Annotated in this window: 19 protein-coding genes and 1 other RNA gene; 5 read left to right on the forward strand and 15 right to left on the reverse strand. The window is 42.6% G+C overall.

Annotated features, from left to right (window positions below; genetic code table 11):
- Positions 1 to 313: 313 nt before the first annotated feature.
- Complete coding sequence (locus FTT86_RS12970) at positions 314 to 1054, reverse strand: histidine phosphatase family protein (protein WP_004279869.1); 741 nt, start codon at positions 1052 to 1054, stop codon at positions 314 to 316.
- A 62-nt stretch (positions 1055 to 1116) separates the two neighbouring features.
- On the reverse strand, positions 1117 to 1968 hold the full coding sequence (locus FTT86_RS12975) for a 3'(2'),5'-bisphosphate nucleotidase CysQ (protein ID WP_005246616.1): 852 nt from the start codon (positions 1966 to 1968) through the stop codon (positions 1117 to 1119).
- Positions 1969 to 1981: 13 nt separating this feature from the next.
- Here FTT86_RS12975 and FTT86_RS12980 point away from each other — a divergent pair, with 13 nt between their 5' ends.
- From FTT86_RS12980 to FTT86_RS12995, 4 genes are all read left to right on the forward strand, one after another.
- Positions 1982 to 2668: an HAD-IA family hydrolase gene (locus FTT86_RS12980; RefSeq protein WP_180087276.1), complete on the forward strand. Its 687-nt coding sequence runs from the start codon at positions 1982 to 1984 to the stop codon at positions 2666 to 2668.
- Positions 2661 to 3101 carry an RNA-binding S4 domain-containing protein gene (locus FTT86_RS12985; protein ID WP_004646726.1) on the forward strand — a complete coding sequence of 147 codons (441 nt, stop codon included), beginning with the start codon at positions 2661 to 2663 and terminating at the stop codon, positions 3099 to 3101. Before FTT86_RS12980 ends, FTT86_RS12985 begins: the two co-directional genes overlap by 8 nt.
- 145 nt (positions 3102 to 3246) lie before the next feature.
- Positions 3247 to 4290 (forward strand): recombinase RecA, encoded by a 1044-nt coding sequence (gene recA / locus FTT86_RS12990; RefSeq protein WP_004279873.1) that lies wholly within the window; start codon positions 3247 to 3249, stop codon positions 4288 to 4290.
- 91 nt (positions 4291 to 4381) lie between these two features.
- Complete coding sequence (locus tag FTT86_RS12995; protein WP_180087275.1) at positions 4382 to 4999, forward strand: regulatory protein RecX; 618 nt, start codon at positions 4382 to 4384, stop codon at positions 4997 to 4999.
- A gap of 212 nt (positions 5000 to 5211) precedes the next feature.
- On the opposite strand, the gene ffs is transcribed toward FTT86_RS12995, so the two are convergent.
- An RNA gene (ffs, locus tag FTT86_RS13000) (signal recognition particle sRNA small type) lies at positions 5212 to 5308 on the reverse strand.
- 294 nt (positions 5309 to 5602) lie between these two features.
- Between ffs and FTT86_RS13005 the strand changes: the two genes are divergently transcribed.
- Entirely contained in the window at positions 5603 to 6400 is a 798-nt protein-coding gene (locus FTT86_RS13005) for a YbgF trimerization domain-containing protein (RefSeq protein WP_180181320.1), read from the forward strand.
- A gap of 60 nt (positions 6401 to 6460) precedes the next feature.
- On the opposite strand, the gene lpxA is transcribed toward FTT86_RS13005, so the two are convergent.
- The 12 genes from lpxA to rimO all read right to left on the reverse strand — a co-directional run bounded on the left by lpxA (position 6461) and on the right by rimO (position 18830).
- Positions 6461 to 7249: an acyl-ACP--UDP-N-acetylglucosamine O-acyltransferase gene (lpxA, locus tag FTT86_RS13010; protein WP_004279876.1), complete on the reverse strand. Its 789-nt coding sequence runs from the start codon at positions 7247 to 7249 to the stop codon at positions 6461 to 6463.
- Positions 7246 to 7731 (reverse strand): 3-hydroxyacyl-ACP dehydratase FabZ, encoded by a 486-nt coding sequence (gene fabZ, locus FTT86_RS13015; RefSeq protein ID WP_026055766.1) that lies wholly within the window; start codon positions 7729 to 7731, stop codon positions 7246 to 7248. Before fabZ ends, lpxA begins: the two co-directional genes overlap by 4 nt.
- A 5-nt stretch (positions 7732 to 7736) precedes the next feature.
- Positions 7737 to 8807, reverse strand: coding sequence for a UDP-3-O-(3-hydroxymyristoyl)glucosamine N-acyltransferase (gene lpxD, locus FTT86_RS13020; RefSeq protein ID WP_180087273.1), 1071 nt, complete (start codon positions 8805 to 8807; stop codon positions 7737 to 7739).
- 3 nt (positions 8808 to 8810) lie between these two features.
- Positions 8811 to 9308, reverse strand: a complete 498-nt coding sequence (locus FTT86_RS13025) for an OmpH family outer membrane protein (RefSeq protein ID WP_044110206.1) — start codon at positions 9306 to 9308, stop codon at positions 8811 to 8813.
- A gap of 80 nt (positions 9309 to 9388) precedes the next feature.
- A complete protein-coding gene (gene bamA, locus FTT86_RS13030) occupies positions 9389 to 11893 on the reverse strand; it encodes an outer membrane protein assembly factor BamA (RefSeq protein WP_180181321.1) in 2505 nt (834 codons plus the stop codon).
- A 39-nt stretch (positions 11894 to 11932) separates the two neighbouring features.
- Entirely contained in the window at positions 11933 to 13288 is a 1356-nt protein-coding gene (rseP, locus tag FTT86_RS13035; protein WP_180087270.1) for an RIP metalloprotease RseP, read from the reverse strand.
- A gap of 3 nt (positions 13289 to 13291) precedes the next feature.
- Positions 13292 to 14488, reverse strand: coding sequence for a 1-deoxy-D-xylulose-5-phosphate reductoisomerase (gene ispC / locus FTT86_RS13040; protein ID WP_005266614.1), 1197 nt, complete (start codon positions 14486 to 14488; stop codon positions 13292 to 13294).
- Positions 14489 to 15313 carry a phosphatidate cytidylyltransferase gene (locus tag FTT86_RS13045; RefSeq protein WP_004279883.1) on the reverse strand — a complete coding sequence of 275 codons (825 nt, stop codon included), beginning with the start codon at positions 15311 to 15313 and terminating at the stop codon, positions 14489 to 14491.
- Positions 15314 to 15316: 3 nt separating this feature from the next.
- Positions 15317 to 16069 carry a polyprenyl diphosphate synthase gene (gene uppS / locus FTT86_RS13050; protein WP_004646714.1) on the reverse strand — a complete coding sequence of 251 codons (753 nt, stop codon included), beginning with the start codon at positions 16067 to 16069 and terminating at the stop codon, positions 15317 to 15319.
- A 7-nt stretch (positions 16070 to 16076) separates the two neighbouring features.
- Complete coding sequence (gene frr, locus FTT86_RS13055; RefSeq protein WP_004279885.1) at positions 16077 to 16631, reverse strand: ribosome recycling factor; 555 nt, start codon at positions 16629 to 16631, stop codon at positions 16077 to 16079.
- 80 nt (positions 16632 to 16711) lie between these two features.
- Positions 16712 to 17440 carry a UMP kinase gene (gene pyrH, locus FTT86_RS13060; RefSeq protein WP_004279886.1) on the reverse strand — a complete coding sequence of 243 codons (729 nt, stop codon included), beginning with the start codon at positions 17438 to 17440 and terminating at the stop codon, positions 16712 to 16714.
- Positions 17441 to 17486: 46 nt separating this feature from the next.
- Positions 17487 to 18830, reverse strand: coding sequence for a 30S ribosomal protein S12 methylthiotransferase RimO (gene rimO, locus FTT86_RS13065; protein ID WP_005107200.1), 1344 nt, complete (start codon positions 18828 to 18830; stop codon positions 17487 to 17489).
- Positions 18831 to 18843: the final 13 nt, after the last annotated feature.

Consider the following 18843-nt stretch of genomic DNA (forward strand, 5'->3'; position numbering starts at 1 on the left):
TGTTCCATTTTAGAGATTTGTTTAAGATAAGATATAACTCATTGAGATGTGTCATAGTATTCGTCGTTAGAAAACAATTATTGTGACATTATTTCAATGAGTTATCTATTTTTGTCGTGTACAGAGACTTACATTATTGAATTTTCGCCCTATAAATGTAAAAGATGCAGTTTAGAATTTATTTTTATTGTTTTAGCCTGACTTTTATTGAATGATCAATATGAAACGCCATACGATCTTCATAATTTCTACCTCCCCGATAAAAAAAACTCAATTGCTGCGAACAATTGAGTTTTAAATAGATCAATTTGATTTAAGAAAGTTGAGAACGTTTAAAATCAGCAATATCCAGTTCGTGTACCTGTCCGCGCCAGATCCATTTCAGTTTGGACTCCAAAAACACATCACCTTCAAACCAGACAAACAGACCTTCCATCATTTTTGGCCAGTCTTCCCGACTGACGTCCTGACGCCCTGACATCACTGCAATCATGGCTGCGAGAATAGTATCGTGGCTGACAGCCAAACTCAGCCCATATTTATTTTGCGGATGGGTGTTGTAAATCAGTTCCAGTACATCCACCACACCATGAATCGGCTGTTTCATCCCCGGCAAGGCATTATTGACAAAACTGTTAATAAAACCGAGCGCACCCTGCTTGGCAAAATAAGGCCCGGCTTTTTGAATATCCAGCACAAAGCTGCCCGGCTCCACCAGAAGTCCCTGTTCGATAATTTCAATACGATGGGTATTCTGCTCAGGGGTAACCGCATCTGCCCCCTCAATCATCAATGCAGCGGTATCAATACAACGCTGGATCGGACTTGAAATACAGTGATGAATCACACGATCGGTTTGATCAGCCAGATAAGCACCCCATTCCTGCGCCAGATCCCGCCCCTGATTGGTCAGTTGCAGATCATAGCCTGCCAAACCCTGCCCCGGAACCTCCTCACGAATCGAATGCCGTGTGAATAAGGTGACAGGCGTTTGTACATCGGGCAATAAATCAATTGCACTCAACATACTCGGTGGAAGCAGTTTCAGGGACACGTTACAGCCAACTCTGGATTGGTAATAGGTTAAGTACCACTATAACACGCTCAGAATTTTGCTCAATGCTCGGCCTGCATGTCAGACACTGCCTGCAATGCAATAATTTTCATATCATTATTTTTATAAGCAATGAATCCACCGTTCAGCAAGGTATCCCGATGATTATAAATAAATGGACGGCCTTCTAAATCAACCAGACCACCACCAATCCGTTCGAGCATACATTGACCAGCGCTGGTATCCCATTCCGAGGTCGGATGAAAACGTGGATAGATGTCTACCTGATCTTCCAGCATCATGCAAAATTTATAAGCGCTGCCCGCTTTAAATTCGGTGTAGTCAGTGAGCTTAGCCAGACTTTGCAAATACTCGGTATATTTCGGTTTCTGCTGGCTACTTTGGCTCAATCCCACAGCAATCATTTTAGTAGTTTCAAGCATTTCATAAGCAAACCATGTCATCTTTTGGATATCATATTTATAAGGCAAGCCCTGCTCAGGACAGAAATAAATCAGTTGCTGCTCCGGAACCGCCAATATGGCAAAAGTGGTCAAACTGCCTCTGACCAGACTCAAATTAATGGTAAATTCGGGGCGCTGGTGCAGAAATTCCTTGGTACCATCTAGCGGATCCAGTAACCAGAATTCTGACCATGAGCGGCGTTCATGTTCCTGTCCTTCTTCAGACAGTAAAGGCAAGCTGGAAATCTCTGCCAAAGCCTGGGTCAGATAAGTATTGACCCGAAAATCTGCCTGAGTCACCGGAGAATTATCATTTTTTTTGATGACATCAAAAGCCGCACCAGAACAATAACGCTGATATTCTTCTCGCAAAATTTCACAGGCTTGTGTCAAAATGGGCACAAACTGCAAAATCATTGGATCTTGTGGTGCTGCTGTTGCTTTAAACATAGAAAACCTAAATATGTCAAAATGCTCTGAAAAACCTACCATAATTTTCGATATGGATGGCACTTTACTTGATCTTGCCTATGATGATTTCATCTGGAACGAGTTATTGCCTGTGCGTTATGCTGCCACACATGGCTGTAGCCTGGAACACAGCCAAGCGACACTCTATGCATTCTATCAGGAACATAATCATACCTTAAACTGGTACTCTTCACGCTTCTGGACGGCTAAAGTCGAAGTCGATGTTCTGGCGATGCAAATTGAACATAAAGATAAAGTCGCCTTACGCCCCCATTGTCTTGAATTACTCGATTATCTCAAAAATAATGGCTATCCAATCTGGCTGGCCACCAATGCTGACTGTGCGGGTCTAGCATTTAAGCTGGATCATTTAAATTTAAGAGATTATTTCGATGTTATCGTCAGCTCAGAAACGATCGGACATGCCAAAGAATTTATCGAATTCTGGCAAGGCCTGAATGAACTGCATCCATTTGACCCTGCACATGCTTATTTTATTGATGATACCGAAAAAGTTCTGAATGGTGCCAAAGCCTATGGCATTCAGAACCTGTTCAGCATCCAGCAACCCTCTTCAGCCAAAGTAGCACGCCAGACTTGTAATTACCCGATGCTGCACCAATTAACAGATTTAATCACTCATTTAAATCAGGCTGAGGTAGAAAAAAAATATGCGTAAATCGTCTTTACCCGAAGATGCGGTAGGCATGCGTATAGACAAATGGCTGTGGGCAGCACGGTTTTTTAAAACCCGCTCGATTGCCAAACATGCGATTGAAGGTGGCAAAGTCCATCACAATGGTGAACGTGTCAAGGTATCGCGCGAAGTCCGTGTTGGTATGGAACTGACGATTCAGCAAGGCATCGACAAAAAAACCGTGCTGGTTAAGGAACTTTCTGATGTTCGTGGACCTGCACCCGTGGCACAAAAACTGTATGAAGAAACCGAAGTCAGTATTGCACGCCGGGAATTGATTACATCACAAAGAAAGTTGCATAATCTAGCTCGTCCCGACCATCGTCCAAGCAAGAAGGATCGTCGTGACATCAGTAGATTTAAAAATGAAAATAGTCAGAATTTCGATCAGTCATGGTCCTATAATGACGATTAAATTTAAGCGTCAGAATATGTCGTACATGCGCTGACTTTTATAGAACACTAGGGAAAATTCTGTCACTATACACCTGTGGAACAAAGCTCTAATTTAAGACATCCACTTGAGTACTAACTTAGTGACATCGTATTGAGGTTGTAAGATGGATGAGAATAAAAACAAGGCGCTCAACGCTGCCTTAAGCCAGATTGAAAAACAGTTTGGTAAAAATACAGTAATGCGTCTTGGTGACAATACCGTTCAGGCAGTTGAAGCCGTGTCTACAGGTTCTTTAACGCTGGATATCGCGCTCGGTATTGGTGGTTTACCAAAAGGTCGTATCGTCGAGATCTATGGTCCTGAATCTTCAGGTAAAACCACAATGACATTGCAAGCAATTGCAGAGTGTCAGAAAGCAGGCGGTACGTGTGCATTTATCGATGCGGAACACGCACTTGATCCTCAATATGCGCGCAAACTTGGCGTAGATATCGACAATCTGCTGGTATCGCAACCGGATCACGGTGAACAGGCACTTGAAATTGCAGACATGCTGGTACGTTCTGGCGCGATCGACATGATCGTTGTCGATTCTGTTGCTGCATTGACACCACGTGCCGAAATTGAAGGCGAAATGGGTGACTCGCATATGGGTCTGCAAGCCCGTTTGATGAGCCAGGCACTGCGTAAAATTACCGGTAATGCCAAACGCTCAAACTGTATGGTGATCTTCATTAACCAGATTCGTATGAAGATTGGCGTCATGTTTGGTAGCCCGGAAACCACAACCGGTGGTAATGCACTGAAATTCTATGCCTCTGTTCGCTTGGACATCCGTCGTATTGGCCAAGTGAAAGAAGGTGACGAGATTGTTGGTTCTGAAACCAAAGTCAAAGTCGTGAAAAACAAAATGGCGCCTCCGTTTAAAGAAGCTTTATTCCAGATTCTTTATGGCAAAGGTGTTAACCATCTAGGTGAATTGATCGACCTTGCTGTACAGCAAGAAATCGTGCAGAAAGCTGGTGCGTGGTATTCTTATCAAGGCGACAAAATTGGCCAGGGTAAGAACAACACCATCCGTTATCTGGAAGAGCATAAAGAAATGGCTCAGACGATTGAAAAACTGATTCGTGACCAGCTTCTGACTAAAGCAGTGGTTGTTGAAGAAGACGATAGCAAGGAAGAACCTGACTTTTTAGATGCATGATCTTATTAGATGCATCATCTTTAAACGTCAATACACAGCGCCCTCCGGGGCGTTTTGTTATTATATAGGGAATCTAAAATCCGAGAGAATCATGTCAGACGCGAAATTCAGCAAACTGCTCGATTATGAAACTTTAAAACAGCAATTTGGTGATACTGAAGATCAAGCTCAACCTGCAAAAAGTGCGATCCAAGACGCTCCTGAATTTAATCCTGAAGAACGTTTGTTTTCCTCTACCCCAACTCAGGATGAGAAGAACCCGGGACTGACAGGCTCACGCTTACGTTCTTATGCCTTTGCCGTACTGACGCGCAAGGAATATTCCAAAGCCGAACTGATCGAGAAATTAAGCCTTTATGCAGAGCATCGTGATGAAGTCATTACCTTAGTGGAAGAGTTGTCCCGTGAGAACTATCAAAGTGATCAGCGTGTGGCGGAAACCATGTTGTCGAGTCAAAAGCGTAAAGGCAAAGGTCCCAATCAAATTAAAATGAAACTCAAGAGCAAAAAGATTGATACTGCTCTGATTTCAGAAGAACTCAAAGAAACCGACTGGGTTCAACAAGCCTATGAACTAAAAGTCAAAAAATATGGGACTGAGGTCACTGAAGACCTGAAGCTCAAAGCCAAACAGATCCGTTTTCTAATGTATCGTGGTTTTGAAATGGATGCGATTATCAAGGCGATTAACCGTAAAGCAGAAGATTAATTCTTATCTTCTTTGAAAGTCTTAATGCACGTATAAGTATATTGGTTATTTATCCAATATTAGCTGCAAAATAAAGTACGACATAAAATAATAATGATCTGAATCATTAAAATAATAAGATAGTGCTGTTTGATGACATTGAAAAAGGAATGATATTTGAGAATAGAAAACTGCGAATTCGCATTGTTATTATAATAAGAATATGGTGGCAACCCTACCAGCAAAGCTCCGGCACATCATAGTTCTATTACCGTTGCTACCTTCCGGTCCTGGCGGGGTTCATAGAGTACAATTGCGAAGTAACCAGCAGGGCTACCATTACAAAAACAGAGTATAGAGATTTTTAATCAAGTTGCAAGCCTTGTTCCGCAAAATAATCCCTCAAGCTATCCGTTTGATTATTTTAAAAACAATATTGATATTTCTGCTGATTTTTAAGGGATCTTCACAATCAATCCATCAACACTCAGATTCACATGATCTTTGTAAAACCTTGTTGCATTTTCTAAAAATGCCGTTTTTAATGTGTGCAATGTATATGAATGATCTACTTTGAAAAGATGAGCAGCGGATCCGCATCTCACAAAGAATTATGGAAATTTTATGATGTTTAAAAAGACCGTATTGTGTGTAGTGATAGCACTCTTTACCACACCTCTATTTGCCAATATTCCGATTGAATCGCGCGGCTTGAGCCAAGCTACAAATCAAACCACAGTAAATACCCCAGCGGCAATTGCGGCTGGTGCAACTCCAGCAGTTCAAACCAATACCAGCTGGCAAATCATGCAAAAGAACCAGCAGCTCGAGAATGACCTGCGGATTTTGCGCGGTAAAATGGAAGAACAGGAAAATGAGATTGAACGGCTCAAAAATGAACTGACTAATCGTTATGCCGATCTCGATCAGCGTCTTGAACTGTTGCAGCAAAAAATTGAACCTGCTGAAGACAATCCAACGGAGGAAAACCCACAGGATACTGCACCCAGCCTAAGCGCAAATAAGGTCAATACAGCAAGCAGCGGACAGCAACCTGCTGAGCTGGAAAAAGCCGCTTATACCGTGGCTTTAGATGCTTATAAAAATGGCGGTGCAGCCAAAGCCATTGCCCCGATGCAAAACTTTATTAAAAACAATCCGAATAGCGTTTATATCAGCAATGCTTATTTCTGGTTAGCGGAATTCAATCTGGCGATTGACCCACCAAAATTTGCTGAAGCGAAACGTAATTATCTGATTGTCGTTGACCGCTATCCAAATTCTGCGAAAGCCTCCACTGCCCTGTATCAGCTTTATAACATCAGCAAAGATGTTGAAAAGAATGCTACGCTTGCTTCGCAATACAAAACAAAGCTATTGAAGAATTATCCGAAAGCTGAGGAAATTAAATTTCTTAAGTAAAATAGAAATTCCCAAAATAAAAAAGACACCTTCAGGTGTCTTTTTTATTATATTAAACTTTTAGCGCACAATACCACGTTTCGACTGTTCAAGAGAATCGATTAAACGCTGTACCTCAGCCACTTCAGGCAAAATTCCTGTACGGATCTGCTCGATTGCTTCCTGAGTCGTTAAACCTGATTTATAAATCAGTTTAAAGGCATCACGTAAACCGCTGATTACGGTCTTTGACCAGCCTTTACGACGCATACCTTCAATGTTCATAGCAAATGCATGCGCAGGATTACCTGAAACCATTACATAGGCCGGTACATCTTTCAGAATCAGTGATGCCCCACCAATCATGCTATAAGAATCAATCTTACAGAACTGATGAATGCCCGAGTTTCCGCCAATGACGACGTAGTCCCCGACATGGACATGTCCAGCCACACCGACGTTATTAGCAAAGATATTATAATCTCCGACCATACAGTCATGTGCAATATGCGTATTCACCATGAGCAGGTTATGACTACCGATCTTGGTCAGGCTCTGGTCCTGAACCGTGCCACGATGCAGACTGCAATGCTCACGAATCTTGTTGTGATCGCCAATCTCAAGCCAGGTTTCTTCACCGGCATACTTAAGATCCTGACACACCTCACCTACACTGGCGAACTGGAAAATTTCATTATATTCACCTATACGCGTATAGCCACCCACCACCACGTGTGAATGAAGTTTGCTACCCGCACCAATAGTGACATTTGGCCCGATAATACAATATGGGCCAATTTCTACATCAGCAGCAATGACTGCTGATGGGTCAATAATGGCAGTTGGATGAATAAGGGGATTATTGCTCATGCCTGCTCGACTTTTTGATGCGAAACCATAATTTCCGCGGTTGTTGCGACGACGCCATCTACAGTGGCAATACAATTATATTTGTAAATGCCCCGCTTTTGCATCACTAATTCAGATTTTAAAACCAATTGGTCACCTGCAACCACCTGTTTTTTAAATCTAACTTTTTCCGCACCGGCAAACAGGAACAAAGAACCCTCACTTGGCACTTCATTATTCATCACAAAACCCAGAATTCCAGAGATTTGTGCCAGCGCTTCAACAATTAGTACACCTGGCATAATTGGATAATTCGGAAAATGGCCCTGTAAAAACTCTTCATTAATTGAGACGTTTTTATAACCAACAATGCCATTATCGGTAATTTCGACAACGCGATCAACCAATAAAAATGGATAGCGATGGGGCAAATATTCACGAATCTTTTGAATATTCATTGGCAATTCAGGCTTCGTGAATGTAGGCAAATTCGACTCTGTCATCATAATTATTTACGCAACTTAAATGTTGATTCAATGGACTCAATCTGAGATTGCATATAATCTAGTCGTTTGATCACCTGGGTCAATGGCACATCTGCTAATTGTCTGAGGCGAACCACGGTACGTTTCCATTTCTGGTTTTCAAACAGACCAATCCCGGATGAATATTTTCCAGCTTCAGAAATATTATTTGTCACCATTGACATTCCGGTCAACGTCACATTATCGGCAATATTCAAGTGTCCAGAAATCGCAGAGGCACCACCAATGATACAGTTTTTGCCAATTGAAACACTTCCTGCAACGGCAGTTTTTGCAGCAATCGCGGTATGTGCACCAATTTTAACGTTATGCGCGATTTGCACAAGATTATCAATAATAACACCCTGTTGCAAAATCGTATCATCCAGTGCACCACGGTCTACGCTACAATTTGACCCAATACGCACATCATCCTCAATGCGTACAGAACCTAATTGCGCAATACGGTGCCATTTACCTTGATAAGGTGCAAAACCAAACCCTTCGCTGCCAATCACGCTATTAGCATGAATACGCACCCGATTACCAATTTTTGCTGCGCCGGTGAGGGTCACATGTGAGTCAATAAAACAGTCCTGACCGATTTCGACATCATCATCGATCTGCACATGCGCCTGAACAATCGTATTCGCACCCACGACACAATGCTCACCAATCACCACATAATGACCAATATAAGCATCGTCCGCGATCATTGCCGACGGGTGAATTTGAGCCGTACTTTCAATGCCACGCTGGCGATGTTTTTTCTCAAAGACATGCGTCAGAATCGCAAAAGCCAGATAGGGATTTGCCACAACAATAAAGTTTTGATGTGAAGTTATCTGTTGTTTTAGTTCAGTCGTGACAATTAAAGCACCTGCCTGACTTTGATTGGCCTGCTCTACATATTTATCGGCATTCACAAATGCCAGATCGTGTGAAGTTGCCTGTTCAAGACTGGCCAAAGCGCTCAAACGCAAATCTGTCTGACCTATGCACTCGCCTTGAACCAGGCGAGCGAGATCAGCTAACTGAAGCTGTTGATGATTCATTGATTATTTAATTGCATTAACCTTTTGAATCATTTTATCAGTTAAATCATATTTAGCATCATAAGCAAGTGCTGAATTTTTATTTAAAACCACATCGAGGTTATTTTCTCTACGTAATTGTTCAGCAATTTGCTTTATACGTGCATCAAATACAGCCCGGATCTGCTGAATCGAGCTTTGGACATTCGTCTGTACAGATTGTTGTAACTGATTTAATTCTTGCAACTTAGCCTGATATTGCGCAGACATTTTCTGTTTTTCAGTCTCACTGAGCTTGGTATTGGATTGAGCACGTTGCTGCAAAGCTTCCAGCTCCTTGCTGAGTTGTTCAATCTTGGTGGTTTGTGGCTGAATTTTTTGCTGAAATATCGTGTTTTGTTGTTTCAAATAGGTACTACCTTCAACCACACGCTCTAAGTCAATTACCCCCATACTAGCCGCTTGAGTCAAAGGAGCAACACTTGCCAAAGCCAGGCTCATTGCCATAATCATTTTTTTCATATTCTTACTCATTCAAAAAAATTTGCTCACAAAACCTAAAGGCTTTATGAGCAAAATTTAGTTTCTAGGTCAAAACGATTTTAGAAAGTACGTCCAATTTCGAACTGGATGTTTTTAGTATCATCACCGTCTTTTTTATTCAACGGATAAGCATAGCTGAGAGACAATGGGCCAATCATGGTGATCCAGGTGAAACCTGCACCCACGCTATAGCGCATATTATCTGCATCGAAACCGAAGTTATCTTTACAGTACTGCTTTCCATTTACTGAAGTGCCATTAACGAAAATATTTTCATTTGATACATCACATTGGGTATCAAACACTTGTGCACCTTCAGCAAAGATGACTGGACGAACCTGACGTGCCCAATCCCCTTTAAATGGTACTGGAAGCACTAATTCGGTACCAAATTGAATTAGTGCATTACCACCTACTTCCTCAGGAGAAGGATCCGTTTGACCTGTATCAGAGAAATATACACCTGGATATTTAGGACCTAATGTACTATTTTCATAACCACGAACCGAACCAAAACCACCTGCATAGAAATTCTTGTAGAATGGTAGGTCATTACCATAACCCAACTTACCATAACCACGCAGAACAAAATCCTTGCCTAATGGGAAGAATGCCTGAGCATCATAAGTGACTTTTTGATACTCGACATCACTGCCTGGCAATGCAATTTCACCATTGATTCGATGTGACATACCATTTGTAGGGAACATTGGGCGGTTTAAAGTATTATATGACCAGCCTAAGTTCAGGTTATAGGTAAAAAACTCACCTTTAAATTCTTGACCATATGGAATAGGAGCCGTACAAGGTTCATAACCCGTTATTTGACCATTAGCATCTTTAATTGGATTTTGTGGACAATATTCACCACTTCGTGTTTCTCTACCACCATTGCGTTCTAGATAATCCGCAACATAAGTAGAAACATAAGGCCCAGTCGTAACATCTGTCTGATCAATATTCAGACCAAGACTGACACTCTGGTTTTCATCAATTGGATAACCAAAGTTAATCCCACCACCAAAACTGTCTGTCACATAGTTGTTGACGTTATAGTCATCATCCAGCTTGGTTTTACGGTAATACATGTTATAACCGCGACGCACACCATCAATGGTGAAGTACGGGTCCATCACGCTCAAGTTATAATAATCTTGAGTTTCAGAACGCGACAAATCGATTGAAACACTATTACCGGTACCCAAGAAGTTGGTCTGGCTTAAGCCTGCCTGGAAAGTCACACCACCACTTTGCGAGAAACCGACAGCCAAAGTACTAGTACCTGAATGCTGCTCTTCAACGGCAACATTCAAGTCCACCTGATCTGGTGCACCCGGAATACGTGCAGGTTTGATATCGACAGTTTTAAAGAAACCGGTACGCTCTAGACGGACCTTAGACAGGTCAATTTTTTCATTACTGGCAAGCGCACCTTCCATTTGGCGCATTTCACGACGTAATACTTCATCTGCAGTTTTCGTATTGCCAGTGAAATTAATACGTCTTACCGTAACTTGCTGACCCGGATTAATATAATAATTTAGATCAACCAGTTTGGTTTCGTTGTTAATTTGAGGAACAATATTGACTTCTGCATAGTAATAACCTGCATTACCATACTTACGCTGCAATAACTGCTTAACCGCGTTGACTTTTTCCTGCGAATAAATTTCGCCTTCTTTGAAAATTTGTAAAGCCTGTAATTCTTCAGTCTTATAAAGTGCATCACCTAAATATTTGGTTTGACCAAATTTAAATTGTTCGCCTTCATCCACAGAAACTTCGATGAAAACATTCTTTTTATCTTCACTCAAGTTCAGGCTGGAATTGGTAATATTAAAATTGATATAACCGCGATTCAGATACATGGCACGCAAAGCTTCTAGGCTCGCCGCCATCTTTTCACGTGCATAACGGTCATTACGCGAAATGACCGAACTCCAGCCACTTTCTTTTACGGCAAAGGCCTGCTTGATATCAGACTCTTTAAATACGGTATTCCCGATAATATTGATATCGAAAACTTTAGCCGCTTTACCTTCAATAAAATCAATCAGCAATTCAACACGGTTATTTGGTCGAGGCGTCGTGGTGACCGTAATATCGGCATCATAACGACCTTGCTGCATGTATTGCTGTTCAAGTTCAGTTTCAATAGTTTGCAGCGCTGATTTTTTCAGCACTTCGCCTTCAGCCAGACCCATTTTTTTCAGACCTTCTTCAAGCGCTTCCTTAGGAATCAGCTTATTGCCTTTCAATTCGATTTTCGAAATAACCGGGCGTTCAACCACTTGGAAAACCAAGGTATTGCCCTGCTGAACGGCTTTAATGTCATCAAACAGGCCTGATGCATACATGCTACGAATTGCATTGGCAATGATTGGATCATTGACCCGATCACCACTGTTAATTGGCACTAGGCCATACACATTGTCAGGAGTTAAACGTACTAATCCATCAAATTTTATATCTTGTACAATGAATTCATCTGCTGCATATACTTGTTGTGCTACTGCCATTGCACTAACGAGTGCCAGAGGCATAAATAAATGTGTGTGCTGCATGCCAGTCTTTTCCGCTGTTAATTTATTCCATTTACGTTGTTATAAACGCATAAAATCATTAAATAATGCCAGAAGCATCATACTGCCGAGCAGTACCATACCAATTTTTAGTCCAACCAATTGTATTTGTTCGGAAACAGGTTTACCACGAATTAATTCAACAAAATAGTAAACCAGATGTCCGCCATCAAGCATTGGAATGGGTAGTAGATTTAATATTCCTAAACTTACACTCATTAGCGCCATAAAGGAAATAAAAGTTTCCCAGCCCATTTCTGCGCTTTGTCCTGCCACTTTGGCAATGGTAATTGGACCTGATAAATTATCCAGACCAATCAGACCGCGTACCATTTTGACAATCGAGTTCAGAATCATCGAAGATAAATGTGCTGTTTTATCAAATGCCATTACCAGTGCTTCGCCTGGCGAGTAATGAATGGTCTGTTTATATTCTGCAGGAATGTTCAGTTTACCCGGATCGCTTTGTACGCCCAGCATACCAGTCACATTGCCCATATTGTCACGTTTACCTTGTGGCATGACTTCCAGCTGAACCACCTGATTTTCGCGTAGTACATCCATTTTGAGTAATTTTTCTGGAGATGCCTGTACCACCTGCACCACATCAAACCAGTCTTTCATCTGAACGCCGTCAATGGCCAGAATCTTGTCGCCTTCTTTCAAACCTTGACGGATGGCTGCACCATCTTCACTCAGTTTGCTGATCACTGCCGGAATTTCTGGCCGATAAGGCAAGAAACCCAGGCTTTCTAGTGGCGATTGACTTTGATCTTTTAAATAGTTTTGAATCGGCAACTGGAACAATTTGTTTTCACCAGCGCGATCTGCCTGAATAGAAACCACACCAGTTTCACCAACACGATCCACCAAGGCATAACTGAGTTTTTCCCAGGTTTCCACCTGAGTACCATCCACAGCTACAATTTTGTCGCCCGGCTGCATTTGTACGGTTGCAGCAGGCGTATTTGGTAAAACTTTACCCACACGGGTATTGAGCTGTTCTTGTGCCGGTAAAAATAACACCCAGAATAGAAGAACTGCAAAAATCAGGTTGATTAATGGTCCCGCTGCCACGATGGCGATTCGTTTCCACGGATGCTGACGATTGAAGGCTTTGGGTAAGTCCTCTTCAGAGACATTACCTTCGCGTTCATCCAGCATCTTGACATAGCCACCCAAAGGCAAGGCAGACAATTGATACTGAATTCCGGATTTTTTCGAGGTCCATTTTAATAATGTTGGCCCAAATCCAATGGAATAGACCAATACTTTAACGCCCAGTTTACGCGCCACAATATAGTGACCGAACTCATGAATCGCAATTAAGGGACCGAGTAAGAGAATTGCAGCGGCAATCATAAACAAGGCATTCATATCTTAACTTCCTTTATTCACAACATATTGCTGTGATAAACCTCGCGCCATTTGATCTGCTTGCAAGATAGCCTCCAGATCATGTGCGGGTTGATTGTCCATCTGATTTAGGACGTGCTCAACTACCTGAGGAATTTGGGTAAATCTGATCTGTTGATTTAAAAATGCAGCAACTGCAATTTCATTGGCCGCATTTAAAATTGTCGGTGCAATTCCGCCACTCTGCATGGCCTGACGGGCCAATTTTAATGCAGGGAAACGGAGCATATCCGGTTCTTGAAAATTAAGTTGTGAATGCATAAACAGATCCAGTGGCGCCACATGCGTACTAATACGCTCAGGCCATGCCAAAGCATGTGCAATAGGCGTGCCCATATCCGGATTACCCATTTGTGCCAAAGTCGAACCATCAACGTATTGAACCATGGAGTGAATAATACTCTGTGGATGCACAACAACTGTAACAAATTGTTCTTGAACTGCAAACAAATGACAGGCTTCGATCAATTCTAAGCCTTTATTCATCAAGGTAGCAGAATCGACTGAAATTTTTTGACCCATGGACCAGTTAGGATGCTTGCAAGCTTGGGCAGGTGTGACCTCTTCAAGTTGCTGTATGCTGTGGTTCAGAAACGGCCCACCCGACGCGGTCAGCAGAATCTGGGATACACCCAGTTTGGGCTTGCCATGACGCTCTGCCTCAAAATAATGCGGTGGCAGACATTGGAAAATCGCGTTATGTTCGGAGTCAACGGGAAGCAATAAGGCACCATGATCGCGCGCTGCCTGCATCATGATGTCACCTGACATCACCAAGGCTTCTTTATTGGCCAGCAGTACGCGTTTACCCGCTTTCACTGCAGCCAATGTCGGCAACAAGCCTGCAGCACCGACAATTGCCGCCATAACGATATCAACATCCGCGTGTTCAGCCACAGCGATTAAACCGGCTTCATCTTGCAGAATTTCAATATCAGATAAATGGTGTTGCTGAAGTAGTTTTGAAAGTTCATCTACTTTTTCAGCCGGCACCACCACCACTTTAGGACAGTATTGCCGGCAAATTTCAACCAGCTCCTCGATACGACTTTGCGCGGTCACAGCAAAAACCGAGTATGCTTCAGGATGTCGCTGCAAGATTTTTAAAGTACTTTGACCAATGGAACCTGTAGCACCCAGTATACAAACTGCTTGTGACATTTATAAATCTACACCAATAAGTTTTAAAACAGCCATACCTGCTGCAAAGATTGGAGCTGCAGCAAGCAAAGAATCAATACGATCCAGTACTCCGCCATGTCCTGGCAAAATTCGACCTGAATCCTTAATACCGGCACGACGTTTGATCATGGATTCAAACAGGTCACCCAGTACCGAACTAAATACTGTAACGACAGATAAAATCAGGAATAAAATTAGTTCTGGCCAGGTCATATCCAGATAAAGCAAGGCGACTGCCGTTACAATCAGCATTGAGGTAACGATACCGCCATACAACCCTTCTACCGATTTGTTGGGACTAACATTCGGCGCCAACTTTTTCTTGCCGAATTTACGACCCACAAAATATGCACCACTATCTGCGCCCCATACCAGTAAAAACAGGTACATCAGCCACCACGGTGAACTTTGCCAGACAGAGAAAATTGCAGTAACCGCAGCAGAGATCAGAACTACGCCGATTCCGTGCAGGCTGGCGTTGTACCAGCCATCATATTCAGGATAGGTTTTAACCCAGTAAATGCTGAGCAACCAGGTAATTATAGAAGCTACCCATAACAATAAGGCAACTTCGGCAAAATACAATGCCAAAGCTGAAAGTGCCGCAGTGAGCACTCCATATCCCCAAGCAACAGGTTTGATGACATGTTTAAATTTTCGCGGCATGAGTTTGAACCACTCATAGCCGGCCACCCCAGCAGCAAGAACCATCAATACAAACATTGGATAATGTGATTCGGTAGCAAACATACAGCTCAGTACAACTGCTACCAACACCAATGCGGTTATAATCCGCTCAAACATGTATTAATTCTCAAGTTTTTCCTGATGAATCTGTTCTGATGTTTTACCAAAACGACGTTCACGCCCACCAAATACGGCAAGTGCATCATCAAGTTCTTCAACGGTAAATTCTGGCCATAGCGTCTCAGTGAAATAAAGCTCTGCATAGGCTGCCTGCCACAACAGGAAATTCGAAAGACGGAAATCTCCACCCGTACGAATCAGCAGATCAACTGCAGGTAAATCACCGAGGCTGACATATTGACCAAATACATCAGTATTAATTGCATCAAGATCTAATTTATTTGTTAAAACATCGCTGGCAATTCGCTGTGCAGCTTGTGCCATATCCCACATACCACCATAACTGATTGCAATAGTGAGTGTCATACTATTGAAATTAGCAGTCCTCTCTTCGGCATGCAACATAAGTCCCTGTAATTCTGGGGACAAACGGCTGCGATCACCGATAAAGCGTAAGGCAATATTGAATTTTTCCATGCGGGGCAATTGTTCATGAATGGTATCAACCAGCAATTTCATGAGCAATTCAACTTCAAACTGTGGACGATTCCAGTTTTCACTGGAAAAGGCAAATACAGTTAAAGCCTGGATATTTCTTTTTTTACAGTGTTCAACAATCGGATCCAGAACCGTTTTTCCTTCACGGTGTCCATCACCTTTCTGCATCTGATTTTTTTTGGCAAAACGATTGTTGCCATCCATGATGATGGCAACATGTTTCGGAAGACGGGGATTTTCTTCAGCAACGGTCATCGATGAATTAGACCTTCATCAATTCAGCTTCTTTCGCAGCCAAGCGCTTGTCAACTTCAGCAACAAATTTGTCGGTAATTTTCTGGATTTCGTCAGCAGCACGACGCTCTTCATCTTCAGAAATTTCTTTTTCTTTCAACAAAGCTTTGATATCGCCCAATACATCACGACGAATGTTACGGATCGCTACTTTGGCATTTTCTGCTTCATTACGCGCAACTTTTTGCATGTCACGACGCGTTTCTTCAGTCAACGCAGCCATCGGTACACGAATCGCATCTGCTGTAATTGGGTTCAGACCCAAATCAGATTCACGAATCGCTTTATCAATTGCAGAAACCATTGAACGTTCGAAAGGCTGGATTAACAAAGTACGTGAATCTTCAACACCTACGTTTGCCACCTGGTTCAATGGAACGTCTGAACCATAGTAAGAAACCATCACGTTATTTAAAATTGATGGATGCGCACGACCGGTACGAACTTTTGCAAAACCATGCTCTAGAGATTCTAGAGTTTTGTTCATACGGTCTTCGCTGTCTTTTTTAAGATCGTTAATCATATGATCTTCCTTACTTAATTCTTGAAAAGAGGTTATTACTAAATTAGCGTGTAGTATAAAGTGCTTTGGTGCTCACGTCATTAATTGGTAACGTGAGTCCCTTCTTTTTCACCCATCACCACGGAAAGCAATGCGCCAGACTTATTCATATCGAATACTTGTAGCGGCACATTGTGATCACGACATAAACAGATTGCAGTTAAGTCCATCACACCCAGCTTTTCGTCCAGAACCTGGTCAAAAGTCAATGTGTCATATTTAACCGCATCATCATATTTGCTTGGATCTTTGTTATATACGCCATCAACTTTGGTCGCTTTCAAGATCAAGTCTGATTCGATTTCAATACCACGTAAACAGGCAGCTGTATCTGTCGTAAAGAACGGATTACCTGTACCTGCCACGAATACACACACTTCACCCTGAGTCAGGTGACGGATCGCATCACGGCTTGAGTAAGACTCAACCACAGCACCAATCGGCAATGCAGACATTAAACGGGTTTTAATATTACGGCGCACCAAAGCGTCGCGAAGTGCCAAACCGTTCATGACTGTAGCCAGCATACCCATCTGGTCGCCAGTTACACGGCCAACCAGACCATCTTTTTGTAGCTGGCTACCGCGATACAGGTTACCACCACCCACAACAATACCTACTTGTACGCCTAAACCCACGAGGTGCGCAATAGAAAGTGACATCTGATCGAGCACTTGTGCATCGATCCCCATGTCTTTATTTCCTGCCAGCGCTTCACCAGAAAGCTTTAACAGGATGCGACCAAAGCGTGGCTTTTTAGAATCCAACATCATCAAACTCCAAAGTATTCAATTTAAATTTTTTTAATTCAAAATCTTAAGCAGACTTGATTGAAATGAGTTTTGCATACAGATCGTATTCATCTGCATCGGTAATCTCGACTTCAAGTAAATCCCCTGCCTTAATGACGCTTTTATCGATATCCTCAACAAAAACATTGCCATCAATTTCAGGTGCATCTGCATAAGAACGCGCAACCGCTACCGGGAATTCATCTTCCAGGTCATCTACCAGCACAGTCATGGTCTGACCGATACGTTTTTGGAGTTTGGCTGCCGAGATTTCTTGCTGAACCTGCATGAAACGCTCATAACGCTCTTGTTTAATTTCTTCAGGAACGTGATCTGGCAAATCATTTGCTGTCGCACCTTCAACTGGCGAATAGGTAAAACATCCCACACGATCCAGCTGGGCTTCTTTCAGCCAGTCCAGTAACATCTGGAAGTCTTCTTCAGTTTCACCCGGGAAGCCCACCACAAATGTTGAACGCAACACCAGATCAGGACATTTCTCGCGCCAGATTTTCAAACGCTCCAGTGTATTTTCACTGTGCGCAGGGCGTTTCATTAGTTTGAGAATTTTTGGACTTGCGTGCTGGAATGGAATATCCAGATAAGGCAGGATTTTGCCTTGTGCCATCAGGTCAATTACTGCATCTACATGCGGATACGGGTAAACATAGTGCAAACGCACCCAGATTCCCAACTGACCTAATGCTTCACACATGTCATAGAATTTGGTTTTAACCGGCTGGCCATTCCAGAAATCCAGCTTGTATTTCGTGTCCAGGCCATAAGCAGAAGTATCCTGGGAGATGACGAGTACTTCTTTTACACCGGCACGTTTCAGCGCTGCAGCTTCATCAAGCACAGAACCGACTGGACGTGAAACCAGATCGCCACGCATGCTTGGAATAATACAGAAGGTACAACGATGGTTGCAGCCTTCGGATATTTTCAGATAAGCATAGTGTTTTGGCGTCAGGCGGATGCCTTGCTCTGGAACCAGATCAATAAATGGATTGTGTTTTGGCGGCTCAGGCACGTATTGATGAACCGCATCCATAACTTCTTTATATGCCGCTGCACCTGTCACTTTCAGGACATTGGGATGCATTTGGCGAATCTTGTCTTCGTCTTTACCTAGACAACCTGTTACGATCACGCGACCATTCGCGCTCATCGCCTCACCAATCGCATCTAGCGATTCTTGCACTGCGGATTCAATGAAACCACAGGTATTTACTACAACTAAATCAGCACCGTCATAATCCGAAGCGACGTCATAACCTTCAGTCTTTAACTGGGTTAAAATACGTTCAGAATCTACCAATGCCTTAGGACAACCTAAAGATACAAAACCGACTTTGGGGGACTTCATGAATTTTCGCTCT

The sequence above is a fragment of the Acinetobacter sp. YH01021 genome, assembly GCF_013420255.1.
Lineage (GTDB): Bacteria > Pseudomonadota > Gammaproteobacteria > Pseudomonadales > Moraxellaceae > Acinetobacter.